The 17,218-nt window shown below is 58.8% G+C and carries 17 protein-coding genes; 7 read left to right on the top strand and 10 right to left on the bottom strand.

The features are described 5' to 3' along the window. Window positions 1-158 precede the first annotated feature (158 nt). Complete coding sequence (locus ACZ5Q2_RS05330) at window positions 159-1,694, top strand: phosphoenolpyruvate carboxykinase (RefSeq protein ID WP_061331955.1); 1,536 nt, start codon at window positions 159-161, stop codon at window positions 1,692-1,694. A gap of 83 nt (window positions 1,695-1,777) precedes the next feature. Here ACZ5Q2_RS05330 and ACZ5Q2_RS05325 read toward each other — a convergent pair whose 3' ends face one another. After that, window positions 1,778-3,844, bottom strand: coding sequence for a TRAP transporter large permease subunit (locus ACZ5Q2_RS05325; protein ID WP_061331956.1), 2,067 nt, complete (start codon window positions 3,842-3,844; stop codon window positions 1,778-1,780). Window positions 3,845-3,870: 26 nt separating this feature from the next. Next, entirely contained in the window at window positions 3,871-4,914 is a 1,044-nt protein-coding gene (locus ACZ5Q2_RS05320) for a hypothetical protein (RefSeq protein WP_061331957.1), read from the bottom strand. Window positions 4,915-5,187: 273 nt separating this feature from the next. On the opposite strand from ACZ5Q2_RS05320, the gene ACZ5Q2_RS05315 reads away from it, so the two are divergent. Next, entirely contained in the window at window positions 5,188-5,460 is a 273-nt protein-coding gene (locus tag ACZ5Q2_RS05315) for an HU family DNA-binding protein (protein WP_058090771.1), read from the top strand. A gap of 65 nt (window positions 5,461-5,525) precedes the next feature. On the opposite strand, the gene ACZ5Q2_RS05310 is transcribed toward ACZ5Q2_RS05315, so the two are convergent. The 8 genes from ACZ5Q2_RS05310 to gshB all read right to left on the bottom strand — a co-directional run bounded on the left by ACZ5Q2_RS05310 (window position 5,526) and on the right by gshB (window position 12,472). Then, window positions 5,526-6,545: a putative solute-binding protein gene (locus ACZ5Q2_RS05310; protein ID WP_061331958.1), complete on the bottom strand. Its 1,020-nt coding sequence runs from the start codon at window positions 6,543-6,545 to the stop codon at window positions 5,526-5,528. A gap of 206 nt (window positions 6,546-6,751) precedes the next feature. Further along, window positions 6,752-8,047, bottom strand: coding sequence for a dihydroorotase (locus tag ACZ5Q2_RS05305; RefSeq protein WP_061331959.1), 1,296 nt, complete (start codon window positions 8,045-8,047; stop codon window positions 6,752-6,754). Further along, on the bottom strand, window positions 8,044-9,063 hold the full coding sequence (locus tag ACZ5Q2_RS05300) for an aspartate carbamoyltransferase catalytic subunit (RefSeq protein WP_061331960.1): 1,020 nt from the start codon (window positions 9,061-9,063) through the stop codon (window positions 8,044-8,046). The genes ACZ5Q2_RS05305 and ACZ5Q2_RS05300 overlap by 4 nt, the downstream gene beginning before the upstream one ends. A 26-nt stretch (window positions 9,064-9,089) precedes the next feature. Continuing rightward, window positions 9,090-9,599 carry a bifunctional pyr operon transcriptional regulator/uracil phosphoribosyltransferase PyrR gene (gene pyrR / locus ACZ5Q2_RS05295; RefSeq protein ID WP_061331961.1) on the bottom strand — a complete coding sequence of 170 codons (510 nt, stop codon included), beginning with the start codon at window positions 9,597-9,599 and terminating at the stop codon, window positions 9,090-9,092. 19 nt (window positions 9,600-9,618) lie between these two features. After that, window positions 9,619-10,050 carry a Holliday junction resolvase RuvX gene (gene ruvX / locus ACZ5Q2_RS05290; RefSeq protein WP_061331962.1) on the bottom strand — a complete coding sequence of 144 codons (432 nt, stop codon included), beginning with the start codon at window positions 10,048-10,050 and terminating at the stop codon, window positions 9,619-9,621. After that, on the bottom strand, window positions 10,043-10,609 hold the full coding sequence (locus tag ACZ5Q2_RS05285; protein WP_061331963.1) for a YqgE/AlgH family protein: 567 nt from the start codon (window positions 10,607-10,609) through the stop codon (window positions 10,043-10,045). Before ACZ5Q2_RS05285 ends, ruvX begins: the two co-directional genes overlap by 8 nt. After that, complete coding sequence (locus ACZ5Q2_RS05280; RefSeq protein WP_061331964.1) at window positions 10,606-11,472, bottom strand: energy transducer TonB; 867 nt, start codon at window positions 11,470-11,472, stop codon at window positions 10,606-10,608. Before ACZ5Q2_RS05280 ends, ACZ5Q2_RS05285 begins: the two co-directional genes overlap by 4 nt. A 46-nt stretch (window positions 11,473-11,518) precedes the next feature. Next, window positions 11,519-12,472 carry a glutathione synthase gene (gene gshB / locus ACZ5Q2_RS05275; RefSeq protein WP_061331965.1) on the bottom strand — a complete coding sequence of 318 codons (954 nt, stop codon included), beginning with the start codon at window positions 12,470-12,472 and terminating at the stop codon, window positions 11,519-11,521. A gap of 291 nt (window positions 12,473-12,763) precedes the next feature. Between gshB and pilG the strand changes: the two genes are divergently transcribed. The 5 genes from pilG (at window position 12,764) to ACZ5Q2_RS05250 (ending at window position 17,214) form a co-directional block, all read left to right on the top strand. Continuing rightward, the gene (pilG, locus tag ACZ5Q2_RS05270; protein WP_058090780.1) at window positions 12,764-13,156 is read left to right on the top strand and encodes a twitching motility response regulator PilG; all 393 of its coding nucleotides are present in this window, start codon (window positions 12,764-12,766) and stop codon (window positions 13,154-13,156) included. Between the two features lie 32 nt (window positions 13,157-13,188). Next, entirely contained in the window at window positions 13,189-13,551 is a 363-nt protein-coding gene (gene pilH, locus ACZ5Q2_RS05265; RefSeq protein WP_011787171.1) for a twitching motility response regulator PilH, read from the top strand. A gap of 20 nt (window positions 13,552-13,571) precedes the next feature. Beyond that, on the top strand, window positions 13,572-14,117 hold the full coding sequence (locus ACZ5Q2_RS05260) for a chemotaxis protein CheW (protein WP_061331966.1): 546 nt from the start codon (window positions 13,572-13,574) through the stop codon (window positions 14,115-14,117). Window positions 14,118-14,211: 94 nt separating this feature from the next. Then, complete coding sequence (locus ACZ5Q2_RS05255) at window positions 14,212-16,287, top strand: methyl-accepting chemotaxis protein (RefSeq protein WP_058090782.1); 2,076 nt, start codon at window positions 14,212-14,214, stop codon at window positions 16,285-16,287. A 27-nt stretch (window positions 16,288-16,314) separates the two neighbouring features. Beyond that, on the top strand, window positions 16,315-17,214 hold the full coding sequence (locus ACZ5Q2_RS05250; RefSeq protein WP_061331967.1) for a CheR family methyltransferase: 900 nt from the start codon (window positions 16,315-16,317) through the stop codon (window positions 17,212-17,214). Window positions 17,215-17,218: the final 4 nt, after the last annotated feature.

Raw genomic sequence — 17,218 nt, 5'->3', positions numbered from 1 at the left:
GGAAGCCGCATCTGGCGCGGCTTTCAGGGCAGTCGTTTTTTACCGGCGTCTCTGGCATAATAGCGCGCCTGAATTGACCCGATTGTTCAGATTTCCGTCAATTTTTTTCGGGGGGACGGCCTGAGCAATCACGAAGACATCCCGAGGGCGAGGTCGAAGTGAGCAACACTTATAATGATCTGAGTACAGCAAGACTGGTTGAAGTGGCACTGGCCAGAAATGAAGGACAACTGGCAGCCAACGGTTCCCTGGTGGTCACCACCGGCGAACGTACCGGCCGGTCTCCCATGGACCGTTTTATCGTCGAGGAGCCCAGCACCGCTGACGACATCCATTGGGGCCCGATCAACCGCCCGTTCGACGCCGACAAGTTCGACGCCCTCTGGGATCGTGTTGAAGCCTACATTGCTGAAAAAGACAGTTTTGTCTCCCACGTTCACGTCGGCTCTGACCCCGAACACTACCTGCCGGTCAAAATGACCACGGAAACCGCCTGGCAGAACCTGTTTGGCCGCAACCTGTTTATCCGCCCGGATGACTACAACCCGGCCGACAAGCAGGAATGGCAGATCCTCAACGCCGCCAACTTCGAGTGTGTGCCCGAGCGTGACGGCACCAACTCCAATGGCTGCGTGATCATCAACTTTGCCAAGCGCAAGGTATTGCTGGCAGGCATGCACTACGCCGGCGAAATGAAAAAAGCCATGTTCTCTGTACAGAACTTCCTGCTGCCCGAGAAAGACGTACTGCCGATGCACTGCTCCGCCAACGTCAGCGAGAACGGCGAAACCTGCCTGTTCTTCGGCCTGTCCGGTACCGGCAAGACCACCCTGTCTGCCGATCCGCACCGTTTCCTGATCGGTGACGACGAGCACGGCTGGGGCCCTGGCACCGTGTTCAACATCGAAGGTGGCTGCTATGCCAAGTGCATCGACCTGAGCCAGAAGAACGAGCCGATCATCTGGGATGCCATCCGTTTTGGTGCCATCGTTGAAAACGTGATGATTGACCCGGAAACCCGTGAGCCGGATTACACCGATGTATCCCTCACCGAAAACTCCCGCTGCGCCTACCCGCTGGAGCACGTGGAGAAGCGGGTTCTGGAGAACCGCGCCGGTGAGCCGTCACACATCATCTTCCTGACCTGTGATATGACTGGCGTTCTGCCCCCGGTATCCATCCTGAGCCGTGAAGCGGCCGCTTACCACTTCCTGAGTGGTTACACCGCGCTGGTTGGCTCAACCGAGATGGGCTCGTCTTCCAAGCTGAAGTCCACCTTCTCAACCTGCTTTGGTGCCCCCTTCTTCCCGCGTCCGGCCGGCGTATACGCCGAGCTGCTGATGAAGCGGATCGACGAGTTCGGCAGCAAGGTATTCCTGGTCAATACTGGCTGGACCGGCGGCCCCTACGGCGAAGGCAAGCGTTTCAGCATTCCGACCACGCGAGCCATCATCGCCGCCATCCAGAATGGCGACCTGGACGACGTGGAAACCGAGCATCTGGACGCCCTGAACCTGGACGTGCCCAAGCACATCCCTGGTGTCGACACCGAACTGCTGAACCCACGCAACACCTGGACCAGCCCGGAATACTACGACGGCAAGGCTCAGGAACTGATTGCCCAGTTCGTGGATAACTTCAAGAAATTCGATGTGGCAGATGCCATCGTCGAGGCGGGCCCGAAGCTCAGTTGAGCCTGCCCCAACAAAAAAAGCGCCCTGCGAGAGCACGGCGCTTTTTTGTTGTCTGATACTGGCAGGGGCCGAAGCCCCTCGGGTCAGGTGGCGTAGAACAACAGCGGCACGAAGGCCACCAGCAGCAGGGAAATACCCATGGCAATCAGCGGCATGATGATACGCTCATGGCGCTGGTAGAAGGTGCCACCCTCACGCTGGGCAGCCAGCACCTCGGCTTCACCCACCACCTGACGGGTCAGCAGGTGATTGAGCGCCACCGGTGGGCTCAGGTAACCCAGTTCGAAGGCCACCAGCGTCACCATCCAGAAGTGGATCGGGTGAATACCACTGGAATAGGCAATGGTGGCTACGGTAGCAGTGACCAGAATCACGGCACCGAAAGCATCCATGATCATACCCAGGATTACCAGGATGACCACCATCAGCAACATGGCAGACCAGGCGCTATCGAAGGCCTGCGGGAAGGCTTCCATGATGTGGGAACGCTCGATGACACCACCAATGCTGACTGACAAGCCAAGGAGCAACAGCAGTGCTCCGATTTCAGCGGTGGTATCGTTGGTTGCGCCACGAATACTGCGCTCGAGGCCCGGATGGCGAGCCTGCCCTGGTTCCGGGCTGGTCCGCTTCTTCAGACTGACATGCTCATAGACCAGAATCGCCAGCATGATCACCGGCAGCAACCGTGGCGCGGAGAACTCATCCATCTTCACGTCCAGGGCGAATCGATACACCAGAACAACACCGGCGATCACCAGGACGTAGGGCAGCAGTGGCCGGAGTGCCCGGAACGAGGCCGGGAAAGCCTGAGCGGTCGGCGCCAGGTCGAATTTGCTCTGCCGGTTGACCGACATCGCCACCAGACCAAACATGGTCGCGGTCAGGACAAATACCCAGATACCCCAACCGAACAATTCGTCGGTCGTCACTTCCCGGTTCAGGTAGGCGATCACCACCACCAGCAGGCATGGCCTCAGAACCACGCCCAACGAACCGGACATGGCCGTGGCGGCCAAGGCGAGGTGCCGTCTCGCGCCCGCGGCCCGCAGTTCGCTGTAAATCACGGCGCCGGCTGCGATGACAAAGATCCCGGAAGCACCGGTATAAGCCGTCGGCACAGCGGCCACCAATACGGCAACAACCGCCAGCATTTCCGGGGGCATGCGCCAGGGCCGGAATACGTTGAACACGAGGGTCGCCAGACGGGTCTGCTTGAGCATCATGCCTACCCAAACGTACAGCCCAACGTTCAGGAACATGTCCGCCAGCTCCATCATCTTACCCAGGTAGATACCAATACCCGAGGAGTGGCCGATCATCGCAAAATAAGTGCCGGAGATCAGGCACATGACGGTATACAATGGCACCGCAAGGAAGGCCTGCCCGAGCCGGCCACCCTCCTGTAGATTGGAGGGCACCCGGAACAGCCGATACAGGCTGGCCAGGGTGAGACAGGCAAAACCGACAATCCACAGATTGTGGAGCATCAGCTCCTCACCGGAAACCGCAGTACTGCTACCCAGGCTGGATTGCCGGAAGATGGCACTGGAGCCCAGCAGCATGGCGTTGGCAATGGTCTGCAGGGTATGGGAAACGATGTAATCGAGCCTGGTTTCCATCGCCCGCATGGCGATGTGGTGTCGGGTCAGGGTTGCGGTAACCGCACACAGCATCACCAGAATCACCAGGATATAACGCTGGCCAGCCAGGCCGAAGGCGATCAGATCAGCCACGAACAATTCCACCGCACGATAGGCTTTCACCCCGGGCGTCAATTGATCCTGCAGCTCAAGATAGCTGGCATGGGCCGCCTGACACTCACCGACTGATCGCTCGATGGCCAGCCGGACATCCGCCGGATCCTTGTCATGTGCACCAAGCAAAGCCGCCATGGGGTCATCGTCTGGAGCCCCTGCCGCCATTTCCTCCGCAACCGCAGCTTCAATATCCCGGTCCGGGTTGCACTCCGGTTGCACCGGATCCATGCGGAGTTTGTAGTATCCGCTCCAGAGCTGCTCACCACCGCGCAGCATCTGGTTATGGATATCACTGCTGGTCGAGAACAACACCACAGCCAGCAGCAACAGACACGCCGGCAAGGAAGAGAACCATTCCAGCCCGGAACGTTGCAGACCACCCTTAGTCATAAAACCTACCCTGGAATTTGAAGGAGTTACAGCAGATCATCCAGATCCATGGTTTCGACCGGCGCCCGCTGATCATCCCAGAAGCTGCCGAATTGACCGATGGGGGTCCGGTGGCCGGTGTTCTCGACCCACAAACGATCAGAAATGGCCACCAGCATGTTGCTGGCCATGGCATCAACAAACCGCCACTGGTCGCTGGACGAGTCATTCTTCAACGATTCGGCGTGGTCCCGGATCACCGATTTGATCAAGGCTTCGTCGTTCTTGTTTACTGCGGCGATCGCGTGGAAAACGTGGCCGAGCCTGACGCCCGCCTCTTCGCCCTGCTTGCTGGCGATAGCCAGTCGTTCAAAGGCGTCTTCACCTTCCGGCTGGGTGCCCGGAATCATGGCCCAGACCGTTGCCCGCAGCCCCATCGGTGCGCCCCACCATTTCTTGTTGTCCAGGCATTGGGTCGCCCGGCCAACCACGGAACCGGTGTTGAACGGCACACCAATTGAGGACGATGCCTGTATCTGGGCATTCAATGCCTGCAACCCGGACAACAAGCCAGCCAGGTAAATGAATTCATCCAGATCGTCTTTGAACTTGGGGCATTCCCCGCCATCCGGATCACCGTAATGGGCGTGGTGATGCTGCCAGCCCTTCAGGTAACGCTTCGCCGCCTGGGTATGGGCCCGTTTCTGCCGGATCATCGCATCCTGGGCCTCACCGGCGTTCATGGAATACATTGCCCGCTCCGCAGCCAGTTCATGCTCCCGGGCCTGCTCCTCCGCACAACCGCCCGCCGAGAGGTACAACATAACCGCCAGCTGGTCCGGTTCGCGGGTCACGCGGCCAAACGACATCAGCAGTGGGGCTGTCGCCTCACTCATGGAGCAACCCATGGCCAGGTCATCCGATTCCAGCAGGTAAGGCACCGTGTGATTGCGCGAGAACCCTTGCATCACATCACCGGTGGTTTTGTAGATCATGTGGTTGACGGCACCACAACCGGTGAGTACCAGGCTGGCACCAACAGCGGCCACCAGCCCACGAATTCCGGAACCGGCTTTGCGGAAATCATTCATAGCATCAACACCTTTTTATTCTTGTGTTATTCAGAAAACATCAGCGCCTGGCGCCGCCAGAATCGTTTTGTTACATCCTGTAACCGACCATGCATTATGACCAAACCGGGCTCCGGTTTATGAGACCAACCCCGCAAATGACGCCTGCGGCCACAGTTCGTAACCGAACAGGGTTTGCACATTTCGGCCAAAGCCACTATAGATTGCTTCAACCGCAGGGTCTGCCTTGCGGTCAAACACAATAATCAGAACGAAATCAAACAGGAGTATCCGATGCGCAAACCAGAGCTTGCCGCCGCCATTGCCGATAAAACCGGCCTGACCCGGGAAAAAGCCAGCGAAGTTATCAACGCCTTTACCGATCAGCTGTCTGCAGCAGCGGCCCGGGGTGAAGACACCACGCTCATTGGCTTCGGCACCTTCAGCATTCGCTCCCGCGAGGCTCGCACAGGCCGCAACCCTCAAACCGGCGCCACCATCCAGATCCCCGCCAGCAAGACCGTCGGATTCAAGGCCGGCAAGGCCCTGAAAGACGCGATCCGTTAACCGGATCCGGCCCGCCAACCGGCGGGCCAGCTCCTGCCTGACAGGCCCAGCAACGCCCTTCAGACTTAAGACGCACACTCCGAACGCGAACCGTCCACCCGGCAACGAATGGCACGCATCAGTTTGATCGCACGCTCGTCATACACGCCATCCTCCAGCAGAGACAGCCTCACCTGGCGCAGCATCCGGTCGTACTCGGCCACATCTTCCTGGGGCGGGTGCATCCATACCTCTTCGGGAATGCCAGCTTCTGCCTCGGCGATGATCTCGTAGGCCTGATCAATCCGCTTGATCGATTCATCGCGCACCATCTGACCGGCATCATCCGGGAAACGGTCGGTATGGATAATCACCTGAAAGTTCATATATGCCAAGGCGTACTTGAAAACACCGCCCTTTTCGTTGACGCCCTTGTACAACTCCAATGGCTGATAGGCCACGGCAGGCGCATAGGCCAGATCGACACTGCCATTGTTGAACTTGCCAGCGAAATTAGCGGAATTGGAACCCACCACTGACGCGCCGACATGACGAACCATGCGTACCGACGCATTGTCATAGTCGAGGGTGGCGATACGCTTACCCTGAAGCTTTTCAACCGAGTCGACGTTGCGATCACGGGTGTGCAGGTAGATAGCACCACCGGGGAATACACCGGCCACCTCGTAGGGCCCTTCAACCAGGAACTGGCGTGCCTGGGGTTGGCTCAGGGTGTTGTACAACAGGCGCATTTCCTGCTCGCCAGGGACGGCACCCATGGCCTCCAGGCTGCCGGTAAATTTGTTGAACTCACGGGCGCGGGTGCCCGTGAGCAGCACTGCGTCGCACTGGCCCGCCTTGAAGTCCTCGGCGGCAACCTTTTCATCGGTGTAAGCCCGCAGGTTCAGCCTGATGCCTCGCTGCATGGCGACCGGCTGGAACTCTTTGGTAATGGCAAACAGCGGGCCGTTGGCGCCCACGGGATCAAACACGCAAAAGCTGCGCTCGAGAATCTCGGTTTCGGCTTTCGCCAGAGCAGGGGTAACCAGGGTGGCGCACAAAGCAGCCGCCATGGCAATACGGCGGGATAAACTGACTGATTTCACGGGATGACTCCTGAATTATTATTGTCGGACACCGGCACAGCAGGCCGCCGGCATTTTCCGTCGTCCTTTTGATGACCATAAGTGGCCGAGCCATAGAATACGTTGGCTCAGGTGCCTCTCTTCAAGAGTTTTTCAGCAAAAACAGGGTAATCTGTGATGGCGTCGACAGAGGTTGGCCAACCTCTGCCGCATTTTCAGCAGTGTCACTATTGCCAGGCGGTCCGTCCGCCAACCAGCGTCAGCTTCATTAACCCCGGCAGCTCACATCCGAAACGGGGGGCATGGTGTCCGGCTGACACCAGGGTAGATGGGGACGGTACCCAATGGCCTTTGGGGTCGAAAATGCACAGGTCTGCCGCCACACCCTCAGCCAGCGCCCATTCCCGGCCCAAAACCCGGGATGGACCAAGGGTCAGCGCAGACAGCAGATCAGGCATCTCAAGCTCACCAGCCGCCACCAACCCCAACCCCAGGGACAACACGCTCTCGATGCTGGACAGGCCAGGCTCGGTGGCCGGCAGTGGTGCCTGCTTGGCGGCGCTGTCGTGGGGCTGATGCTGGCTTACAATGGCATCAATCACACCCTCGCGAATGCCTGCCAACAGCGCCTGACGGTCGGCCTCGGAACGCAGGGGCGGGCGCACGTGAAAACGACTGTCAAAGCCTGCCAGGGCGTCTTCGGTATACACCAGCTGATGCATGGCGACATCCGCAGTCACCTGGATGCCCCGCTTCCGGGCGTCCGCCAGCATCTCGACGCTGCGTCCGCAAGATAACTGGCTCAAGTGCAGCCGCACGCCGGTTTCTTCTGCCAGCAACAACATTTCCATAACCGCAGCCGTCTCCGCCACTTCCGGGATGCCCAGCAGGCCCAGGCGGGTCGCCACCTGACCATCGTGAGCGTAGCCGTCCGCGGCCAGGGCCTGGTTCTCAGGGCTGAACATCACTGTCAGATCGAAGGTCTGGGCATAGGCCATACACCGGCGCAGAATCCGGGCATTGCGCACGCCACGGGAACCATTACCCACCGCCACGCAACCGGCGTTTTTCAGGCCGGCCATGTCGCTGAGCAAGTCGCCCTCCAGGCCACGGGTAATGGCTCCCACAGGCAATACATTCACCACACCACGGGTAGCGGCCCCCTCGCGAATCAGATGGGTCACGGCGCTGGAATCATTGACCGGAGAGGTTTCCGGGCTGGCGCAGACCGTGGTGAAACCACCGTGGGCGGCTGCCCGGGTTTCCGAGGCAATATTGCCCTTCTGACCATTGCCGGGCTCCCGGAGGTTGCAACACAAATCCACAAACCCCGGGGAAATCACACAGCCACTGGCGTCAACACTCCGGGCTACACCGGCCTGCTGCGCCTCAGAACCGACAGCGGCAATCTTTCCGTCGCGAACCAACAGCCCGGGATTGTCGGTCAATTGCCCATGAGCATCGAACAGGGTGCCACCGGTAATCACCAGGCTGGTGCTGTTATCTTGCTGGCTGCCACTCATGCCCGATGTCCCTCGCTGTCTGTCTGTTTTTGCTGTCGCTCTGCCATTTGCCCACCCATCGCCATGGACATGACCGCCATCCGGATGGCAATACCATTGGTTACCTGGTTCAAGATCACCGATTGAGGACCATCCGCCACCGCCGATTCAATCTCGACACCCCGGTTGATCGGGCCCGGGTGCATCACAATGCAGTCCGGCCTGGCCAGCGCCAGCTTCTCCTGATTCAAGCCATACAGGCGGTAGAATTCCCGCTCGCTGGGCAGCAGTGCCCCTTCCATACGCTCCTTTTGCAGCCTCAGCATGATCACCACGTCCAAGTCTTTCATGCCGCGGGCCATGTCATATTCCACGGTGCAGCCAAGATCTTCCACATCCCTGGGCAACAGGGTACCGGGGGCAATCACCCGCACCTCTTCTGCGCCCAGTTCGTTCAGGGCCCGGATCTGGGAACGGGCAACCCGGGAGTGTAATACGTCGCCGACAATGGCCACTTTCAGGCCTTCAAAACGCCCCTTGTGCTGGCGAATGGTGAGCATGTCGAGCATCGCCTGGGTGGGGTGGGCATGCCTGCCATCGCCCGCATTGATGATGGCCACGCCCGGTGTCACGCTTTCGGCGATAAAGTGCGGCGCCCCGCTCTGGGAATGCCGCACCACGAACATGTCGCTGGCCATGGCCTCCAGGTTAAGCAGGGTGTCTGACAGGGATTCCCCTTTGGAGGTGGCCGACGTGTTGATGTCCAGGTTCAGCACATCGGCAGACAGCCGCTTGGCGGCCAGCTCAAAGGTACTGCGGGTGCGGGTACTGGATTCGAAGAACAGGTTAACGACGGTCCGGCCCCGCAACAGCGGCACCTTCTTGATGCTGCGCTCACCCACTTCGATAAAGGAATCGGCGGTATCCAGAATGTCGGTCAGCAGCTCCCGGCCCAGGCCGTCCAAAGTGAGAAAATGCCGCAACTGACCATCCCGGGTCAGCTGCAAGTGGTTCGGGGAGGGATCGTTTGCGGTCATGGCTCGCCTGTCGTCAATTGGGGGTGTTACTGCCCGGAGTCCTGAAGTTCGATGCGCAACGGCTCGGGGCCGCGCAACTTGACGCGCTGATGCGCTTCCAGCGCCAGGGAGTGGCCGACCACATCGGGCTGAATCGGCAGCTCCCGGGCACCCAGATCAATCAAGGTGGCCAGTATGATACTGGCAGGACGACCGTAATCGAAGATCTCATTCATCGCGGCTCGAATGGTTCGCCCACTCATGATCACATCATCAATCAGGATGATGTCACGGCCTTCGGTGTCAAAAGGCAGGCTGGAGGGCTTCACTTTCGGGTTCAGGCCAATGCGACTGAAGTCGTCCCGATAGAAGGAGATATCCAGTTCACCAAACGGCTGATCTATACCCAGGCGCTTGCCAATGACATCGGCCAGCCAAACGCCACCGGTGCGAATGCCAATCAACACAGGGTTGTCGATACCACGTTGCTCAAGAATCCGGCGTAACCCGGTTTCCAGTTCATCCAGCAACTGGTTGATATCCATCAATGCGGTCATCAGAGCCTCATCAGTCAGATCAGCCGGCCTGTTCCCGGCACCAGGTTTCCAATATCAGTACTGCGGCACGGTCATCCACCCCATGGCGACCAAAATCACGGCTGCCACCGGCAGCCATCACATCGCCCTTGGCTTCAAAGCTGGTCAGTCGCTCATCCACCATCTCTACCGGCACATGAAAACGACCGTGCAGGCGCTTGCCAAATTTGCGGGCCCGGGCACACATGTCGTTCTCGGTATCATCCATATTCAGCGGTAACCCGACCAGTACGACATCCGGCTGCCATTCCGCCAGAAGTTTCTCGACCTGCTGCCAGTCCGGGATACCGTCCCTCGCCGGGATCATGGCCAGGGGCTGGCCGGTGCCGAGCAGTTCCTGACCGGAAGCGACACCGATGCGACGGGTTCCGAAATCAAAGGCCAGCAGCCGACGGTTACCTTGTTCAGGCATGGCCCACCGAATCACTGAGCTGGTTCAGATCGACACCAATCAACCTGAGTACCGCTTCATAACGCTGGCTGACCGGTGTCCGGAACAGGATATCGGTGCTCGCCGGGCAGGTCAGCCAGGCGTTGCTGCCGAGTTCTTCTTCCAACTGCCCTTCACCCCAGCCTGAGTAACCCAGAGCCACCAGAAACTCATCCGGTCCCTCATCGCGACCAATACTTTCCAGAATATCCCGGGAGGTGGTGAGCAGAACGTCATCGGTCACCAGTGCCGTACTTTGCCATTGCTGGCCAGGCGAGTGGAGCACAAAACCCCGTTCCGGCTGCACCGGGCCACCGGTGAACACCGGCAGGTCCAACTCACCGCCATGCATGTCCAGCTGCTCGAGGATTTCTCCCAGGTGGATATCCAGAGGCTGATTGATCATCAGCCCCAGGGCCCCTTCTTCGGAATGCTCACAGAGGTAAATAACACCGCCATGGAAACGGGGGTCGGCGAGCCACGGTGACGCCACCAGAAAGTGATGCCTGAGATTACCGTCGGTTTGCTTGGACGCTGTCATCCGGATGTAAGCCCCCGCTGCTGGAACGACCAGGTACGTATGATCTCCAGTTCGTCCACTTCCTGCTGCATCTCTTCCGGGAAGGGTGCAAAGGGCGCGGCCATGCGCACAATGCGAATGGCGGCATCATCAAGTACCGTGCTGCCGGACGACTGGAGTATCGCCACTTCCTTGATTGTGCCATCTTTGCGCAGAGAAACCAGCATACGCAGATTTCCGTAGATTCCGGCCTGCCTCGCTTCAGTCGGATAATTGATGTTGCCCACCCGGGTAACCTTGTTTACCCAGTTCTGAACGTACCAGGCATTGCTTGACCTGAGGGTGGAGGCCGCCGTCACCCGCATGACCCTTGGCTTGCGAGCATAGGCTTGCTGCTGGGCATCAAACCGGGCTTCCAGGCTGGCAATTTCCAGGCTCCGCTCCATCAGGCTTTTGCGCTCACTGCGTGGCAACGGTTCCGGCTCAGGCTCTGACCGGTCTTCGGGCTGCTCTACCTGCCGGCTCGCCGTCGTTTCGGTCTGGACCACCGCACGCTCTTCCCGGGGTTGCGGTTGTGTGGTGGTCTGGAGCTCAGGCTGCACCTGGGCCATTTCGGGCTGGCTGATTTCCGCAGGTTCCGGCGTGGTCATCTCCATGGCCTCTTCTTCCGTGCCACTACCCCGCTGGCTGGTCTGGGCCAGAAAATCCGCCTCATCCGGAGCCTGCTCATCATCAAACTGCGAGAGCGTAATCTCCATGGTCTGGGCAGACGAACGGGGAGACTCCGGAGCAAAGGTAATGCCCAGAACCACAATGGCATGCACCGCCAGCGCCATGAACAGCGTGAAGGACAACCGGTCGAAATCGCTTACCTGAACTGCCATTACCTTTCCTGATAGTTTATCTGCACGTGCCTGGAGGAAGCCTGACTCAGCTCCGGCCCAGGCGCCGATCAATGGCATCCATCAGCATGCCGGCAATGTCGATGCCAAAGGCCGCATCCAGCTCGCGGATACAGGTTGGGCTGGTGACATTGATTTCGGTGAGGTAATCGCCGATCACATCCAGCCCGACAAACATCAGCCCTTTTTCCTTGATCACCGGCGCTACGCGGGCACAGATTTCCCGATCCCGCGCGGTCAGTTCGCGCCCCTCTCCACGCCCCCCGGCCGCCAGGTTGCCGCGATTTTCACCCTGGGATGGAATTCGCGCAAGGGCGTAAGGCACCGGCTCGCCCTCGATCAGCAGAATCCGCTTGTCGCCGTCGGTGATTTCCGGAATGAATTTCTGCGCCATCGCCTGGTGGGCGCCATGGTTGGTCAGGGTTTCAATGATCACCCCAAGGTTCGCATCGTTTTCCCTGACCCGGAAAATCGACCGGCCGCCCATGCCATCCACGGGTTTCATGATGATGTCGCCATGCTCAGCATAGAACTCCCGGAAACGCTGGGAGGAACGGGTGACGATCAACGGCGGCGTGAGGTCCTCAAACTGGGTGGCAAACAGCTTCTCGTTGCAATCCCGCAGCGTGGCCGCCGGATTGACCACCAGCGCACCCTGTTGCTCAGCAGCCCCCAATATATAAGTGGCCATCAGGAACTCGCGATCCACCGGCGGATCCTTGCGCATCAGAATAACATCCAGATCACCCAGGGCCCGATCCTGGCTGGCGCCATAGCTGAACCAGTTTTCCGGGTCCATATGCACGGTGAGATCGCGGGTGTGGGCACGGGCCTGGCCACCCGCCAGATACAGATCGTGCTGTTCCATATACTCGATCTGCCAACCGCGTTTCTGCGCCGCCAGTAACATGGCCAGCGAACTGTCTTTCTTGAAGCTGATGTCTTCGATAGGATCCATCACGATCCCGAGCCGGACTGTCATCAGAGTCTCCTGGAATTTCGATGTGAAAACACGAACCGGTCAGCAGAGCGAACCAGCGATAAAGTGCTATGCTGGAAATGGTATTGTACCCGAGCCTTGATTGCACCCGGTGAAATCCACAGTTAAATCCGTGACGGCACAGGCAGAAGTACATTTGGTCACAAACTAATACTTTTTATCCGGCCATCGATACTCTATAAATGAGCGGGGTTTATAGAACAACCTTAAGGTTTGTGTTAAAACCCCCGTTTGAAAATAACGACAGTCGCTAGAGCGCAAGGCAGTTGGACAATGGATGACAACTTCGAGAATCTGAAGATTATGGTGATTGACGACAGCAAAACCATTCGTCGCACCGCAGAAACCCTTCTCAAAAAGGTCGGTTGTGAGGTCATCACCGCCACTGACGGCTTTGACGCTCTGGCCAAGATTGCCGATTCCCAGCCGGACATCATTTTTGTTGATATCATGATGCCCCGACTGGATGGCTACCAGACCTGCGCACTTATCAAGAACAATTCCTCTTTCAAAAAGACGCCGGTTATCATGCTCTCGAGCAAGGACGGCCTTTTCGACAAGGCAAAAGGCCGGATCGTTGGCTCGGACCAGTATCTGACCAAACCGTTCAGCAAGGATGAGCTGCTCAATACTATTCGCCAGTACATTCCACAGGCGCAACAGTAAACCTGCTGACACCAGTAATTATCGAGGAAAACATGGCCCGCATTCTGATTGTTGACGACTCGCCAACAGAAGTTAAAAAAATTTCCACCATCCTGGAAAAACACAAGCACGAAGTGCTGACCGCCGACAACGGTGCGGACGGCGTGGCCAAAGCCCGCGCAGAAACCCCGGACCTGGTTCTGATGGACGTGGTCATGCCTGGCCTCAATGGCTTTCAGGCCACCCGCCAGCTGACCCGCGCGCCAGAAACCGCGTCCATTCCGGTTGTGATTGTTACCACCAAGGATCAGGAAACCGACCGCGTGTGGGGAACCCGCCAGGGCGCCAAGGGTTACCTGGTCAAGCCGGTTAACGAAGATGACCTGATCAAAACAATCAACAGCCTGATTGCCTGATCCCTAACCGTGGAGTAAGCATGTCCGCCCAGGCCGCCCCTTTCGCCGTTCTGACGGATATCGCCCAGCGCAGCCGGTCATTAGCCGCCGGCCTTCCGGAACAACAGGAGGCCGTTGAACTCTGGAACGGCATCGGTTTTGTTCTGGCGGGTGAGCGCTATGTCGCACCCATGGGTGAAGTCACCGAAATCCTGCACGTCCCCCGGTTTACTCATATCCCGGGGGTTCGCTCGTTTTTGATGGGTGCTGCCAATGTTCGCGGCCGCCTTCTGCCCCTGGTTGATCTCGCTGGCTTCTTCGATGTTCCCCGATCCTCCCGCAGTATGCGCGAGCGTCGGGTTCTGGTCATTGAGGAAGGCGACGTATTCAGCGGCCTGGTGGTCGATTCCGTGCTGGGCATGCAGTACTTTGCAAAAGACAGTTTCAGGGCGACTCCCGAGGGAGTACCCGACAGCATTCGTCCGTTCGTGACCGGAGGTTATGAGCGCAACGAGGAGGTCTGGAAAGTGTTCTCTGCCGCCGATCTGGTGGAAGATGAGCGTTTTCTCGATGTCGCACAGTGGTAAGGGTGTGAGCACTGGCAGGAACATCACCCTGACCGTCTGAAACCCGTTACAAAAACTTGCCATTTCCAGAAAGAAAGAGGCCGGGAGCCAGAAAATGAAAAACAGAGCCGGAAGACTCAGCATGGGACAGGGGGGCAACAGACTGGTTGCCGGCCTGATCGCTGCGCTGATTGCACTCACCGTCCTGCTCGTTGTGGTCCTGTTCATTATTAACAGGGATAGCCAGAACGACCAGGAATACATCGCCAACACCGCCGAAATGCGGGTGCTCTCCCAGGAGATCGCGAAGAACGCCACCGAGGCCGCCGGCGGTACCGCCGAAGCCTTCGACCAGCTTCGTCGCTCCCGGGATGACTTCCAGCAGCTCTGGTCATTCGTCTCAGAAGGTAATCCGGCCACCGGCCTGCCTGCCAGTGAAATGGCCCAGCGCAGTGGCGTTCAGCAGAACTGGAACACGGTTCGGGACAACGCCGACAGCATCCTGTCTACCCGGGATGCGGTACTTGGCCTGCACGAAGTAGCCCGGACCCTGAACGAAACCATTCCCCAGTTGCAGGTGGAGTACGATGACATCGTACAGATCCTGCTGGACAACAACGCTCCGGCGGAGCAGATCGCCCTGGCACAGCGCCAGTCGCTGCTGGCAGAGCGTATCGTGCGTTCTGTCAACAACGTACTGTCCGGTGACGAAGACGCGGTTATCGCCGCTGACCGTTTCGGCCGTGACGCCAGCCTGTTTGGCCGGGTACTGGACGGTCAGCTTAACGGCAACCCCGCCATGGGCATCTCCAGGGTAGCCGATGAAGACGCTATCTACGGCCTGGAGGCGGTAGACGAGCTGTTCGAATTCGTTTCCCAGAACGTTGATGCGATCCTTGAAGCCTCTCCCGACCTCTTCAAGGTTCGTACCGCTGCCAGTGACATCTTCCAGAACTCCGAGATCCTGCTGTCTGAGCTCTCCGTTCTGGCCGACGGTTTTGCCCGTCAGTCCAGCTCCCGCTTCATCAGCCCGACCCTGGCCTTCTTCCTGCTGGCAGCCATGGTGGCGATCGTGGTCATCATCGGTGTGGCCCTGTATCGCGATGCCCAGGCTCGACTTTCTGCGACTCAGGAGCAGAATGAACAGAACCAGAACGCGATCCTGCGACTGCTGGACGAACTCGCCGACCTGGCGGATGGTGACCTGACCACCGAGGCCACGGTAACCGAGGACTTCACCGGTGCCATCGCGGACTCCATCAACTACGCGATCGACCAGATGCGTGGACTGGTACAGGCGATTCGTGGCACGGCGGTACGGGTAGCCTCAGCCGCCCAGGAAACCCAGGCCACGGCCATGCACCTGGCCGATGCATCCGAGCACCAGGCCCAGGAAATTGCCGGCGCCTCTGCCGCGGTTAACGAGATGGCGGTGTCCATCGACCAGGTATCTTCCAACGCCGCCGAATCCTCAGCGGTTGCGGAGCGGTCGGTTGCGATCGCCAAGAAAGGCGCGGAAGTGGTACAGAACACCATCCGCGGCATGGACAACATCCGTGAGCAGATCCAGGAAACCTCCAAGCGGATCAAGCGCCTGGGTGAGTCCTCCCAGGAAATCGGTGACATCGTATCCCTGATCAACGACATCGCCGACCAGACCAACATCCTGTCCCTGAACGCAGCCATCCAGGCCTCCATGGCCGGTGACGCGGGCCGGGGCTTCGCGGTGGTTGCGGACGAAGTTCAGCGCCTGGCGGAACGTTCTTCTGCAGCGACCAAGCAGATCGAAGCGCTGGTTAAGACGATCCAGTCTGACACCAACGAAGCCGTTATCTCCATGGAACACACCACCGCCGAGGTGGTCCGTGGTGCCCGCCTGGCTCAGGACGCGGGTATCGCCCTCGAGGAAATCGAGAACGTATCCATGTCTCTGGCGGAACTGATCCAGAACATCTCCAACGCGGCCCGCCAGCAGTCGTCCTCTGCGGCGCACATTTCCAACACGATGAACGTCATCCAGGAAATCACCTCGCAGACTTCGTCCGGTACCAACGCAACCGCGAAGTCTATCGGTAACCTGGCCGAGATGGCGTCTGAACTGCGGTCCTCCGTTGCCGGCTTCACCCTGCCAGACGAAGAGCTTGCAGATCAGGAGCAAGAGGAAGACAACGACGTTCCGGTGGTCAGCTGATCACCGGCCCGGGGCGAATGACGGTTTATGGCTCAGATGCATAACCAACTGTCACCCGCCGAAGGCATTTGGGCACTGCGCCGACTCCCGGATATGGATGAGGCGCAGTTCAGCCAGTGGCAGACCCTGCTGGAGCATCGCACCGGCATCACCCTGACGGCCGAACGCCGTTCGTTCCTGGAAACCAATCTGGGTATACGAATGCGGGAAATCGGCTGCAGCAGCTATCAGGCCTATTACGAGAAAATCGTTAACGGCCCGGATGCCGTCAGGGAATGGGCAACACTGGTTGATCGTCTGACGGTTCAGGAAACCCGGTTTTTCCGGGACCCTGACGCCTTCCGGCTGGTTGCAGACTATGTTCTGACCCGCCCCCGGGAACAGTTCAGAAAACGTGCCCTGGAAGCCTGGAGTGTTGGCTGTTCAACCGGCGAAGAGCCCTACACCTTGGCGATGATCCTCAATGAATGCATGGGGCAGTTGGCACTGCAGCCCCTGTTTGGCGTCACTGGCTCTGACATCAGCCTGCCCGCCATCGAAAAGGCACGCCAGGGCCAGTTCAATGCCCGCAAATTGCTGGGCATGGACGAAGACATGAAAGCCCGGTATTTCCGTCCATCAGAACGGAATACCGTTGAGATTGTAAACAGCATCCGTGACCGCGTCTGTTTTACCAGGCTCAATGTCCTGGACCTGGACAAGGCACCGATGCACGGCATGAACATTATCTTCTGCCAGAACCTGCTGATTTACTTCCGCCGCTGGCGCCGGCGGGAAATTGTCAAACGGCTAGCAGAGCGTCTGGCACCGGGGGGGTTACTGGTGCTTGGCCAGGGTGAACTGACCGACTGGCAGCCACCGGGCCTGCAGAGGCTTCCCTCGGAACATGTGCTGGCGTGGATCAAACGTCAGTCCGACGAAGAATAACCGG

Source organism: Marinobacter alkaliphilus, assembly GCF_055394375.1.
This window is presented reverse-complemented; position numbering and strand designations above follow the sequence as displayed.

What these genes read in the sequence shown, in the direction of transcription:
- ACZ5Q2_RS05325 (WP_061331956.1), bottom strand. Translation starts at nt 3,844, where the DNA reads ATGACTAAGGGTGGTCTGCAACGTTCCGGGCTGGAATGGTTCTCTTCC.
- ACZ5Q2_RS05320 (WP_061331957.1), bottom strand. Translation starts at nt 4,914, where the DNA reads ATGAATGATTTCCGCAAAGCCGGTTCCGGAATTCGTGGGCTGGTGGCC.
- ACZ5Q2_RS05315 (WP_058090771.1), top strand. Translation starts at nt 5,188, where the DNA reads ATGCGCAAACCAGAGCTTGCCGCCGCCATTGCCGATAAAACCGGCCTG.
- ACZ5Q2_RS05305 (WP_061331959.1), bottom strand. Translation starts at nt 8,047, where the DNA reads ATGAGTGGCAGCCAGCAAGATAACAGCACCAGCCTGGTGATTACCGGT.
- ACZ5Q2_RS05300 (WP_061331960.1), bottom strand. Translation starts at nt 9,063, where the DNA reads ATGACCGCAAACGATCCCTCCCCGAACCACTTGCAGCTGACCCGGGAT.
- pyrR (WP_061331961.1), bottom strand. Translation starts at nt 9,599, where the DNA reads ATGACCGCATTGATGGATATCAACCAGTTGCTGGATGAACTGGAAACC.
- ruvX (WP_061331962.1), bottom strand. Translation starts at nt 10,050, where the DNA reads ATGCCTGAACAAGGTAACCGTCGGCTGCTGGCCTTTGATTTCGGAACC.
- ACZ5Q2_RS05285 (WP_061331963.1), bottom strand. Translation starts at nt 10,609, where the DNA reads ATGACAGCGTCCAAGCAAACCGACGGTAATCTCAGGCATCACTTTCTG.
- ACZ5Q2_RS05280 (WP_061331964.1), bottom strand. Translation starts at nt 11,472, where the DNA reads ATGGCAGTTCAGGTAAGCGATTTCGACCGGTTGTCCTTCACGCTGTTC.
- gshB (WP_061331965.1), bottom strand. Translation starts at nt 12,472, where the DNA reads ATGACAGTCCGGCTCGGGATCGTGATGGATCCTATCGAAGACATCAGC.
- pilG (WP_058090780.1), top strand. Translation starts at nt 12,764, where the DNA reads ATGGATGACAACTTCGAGAATCTGAAGATTATGGTGATTGACGACAGC.
- pilH (WP_011787171.1), top strand. Translation starts at nt 13,189, where the DNA reads ATGGCCCGCATTCTGATTGTTGACGACTCGCCAACAGAAGTTAAAAAA.
- ACZ5Q2_RS05260 (WP_061331966.1), top strand. Translation starts at nt 13,572, where the DNA reads ATGTCCGCCCAGGCCGCCCCTTTCGCCGTTCTGACGGATATCGCCCAG.
- ACZ5Q2_RS05255 (WP_058090782.1), top strand. Translation starts at nt 14,212, where the DNA reads ATGAAAAACAGAGCCGGAAGACTCAGCATGGGACAGGGGGGCAACAGA.
- ACZ5Q2_RS05250 (WP_061331967.1), top strand. Translation starts at nt 16,315, where the DNA reads ATGGCTCAGATGCATAACCAACTGTCACCCGCCGAAGGCATTTGGGCA.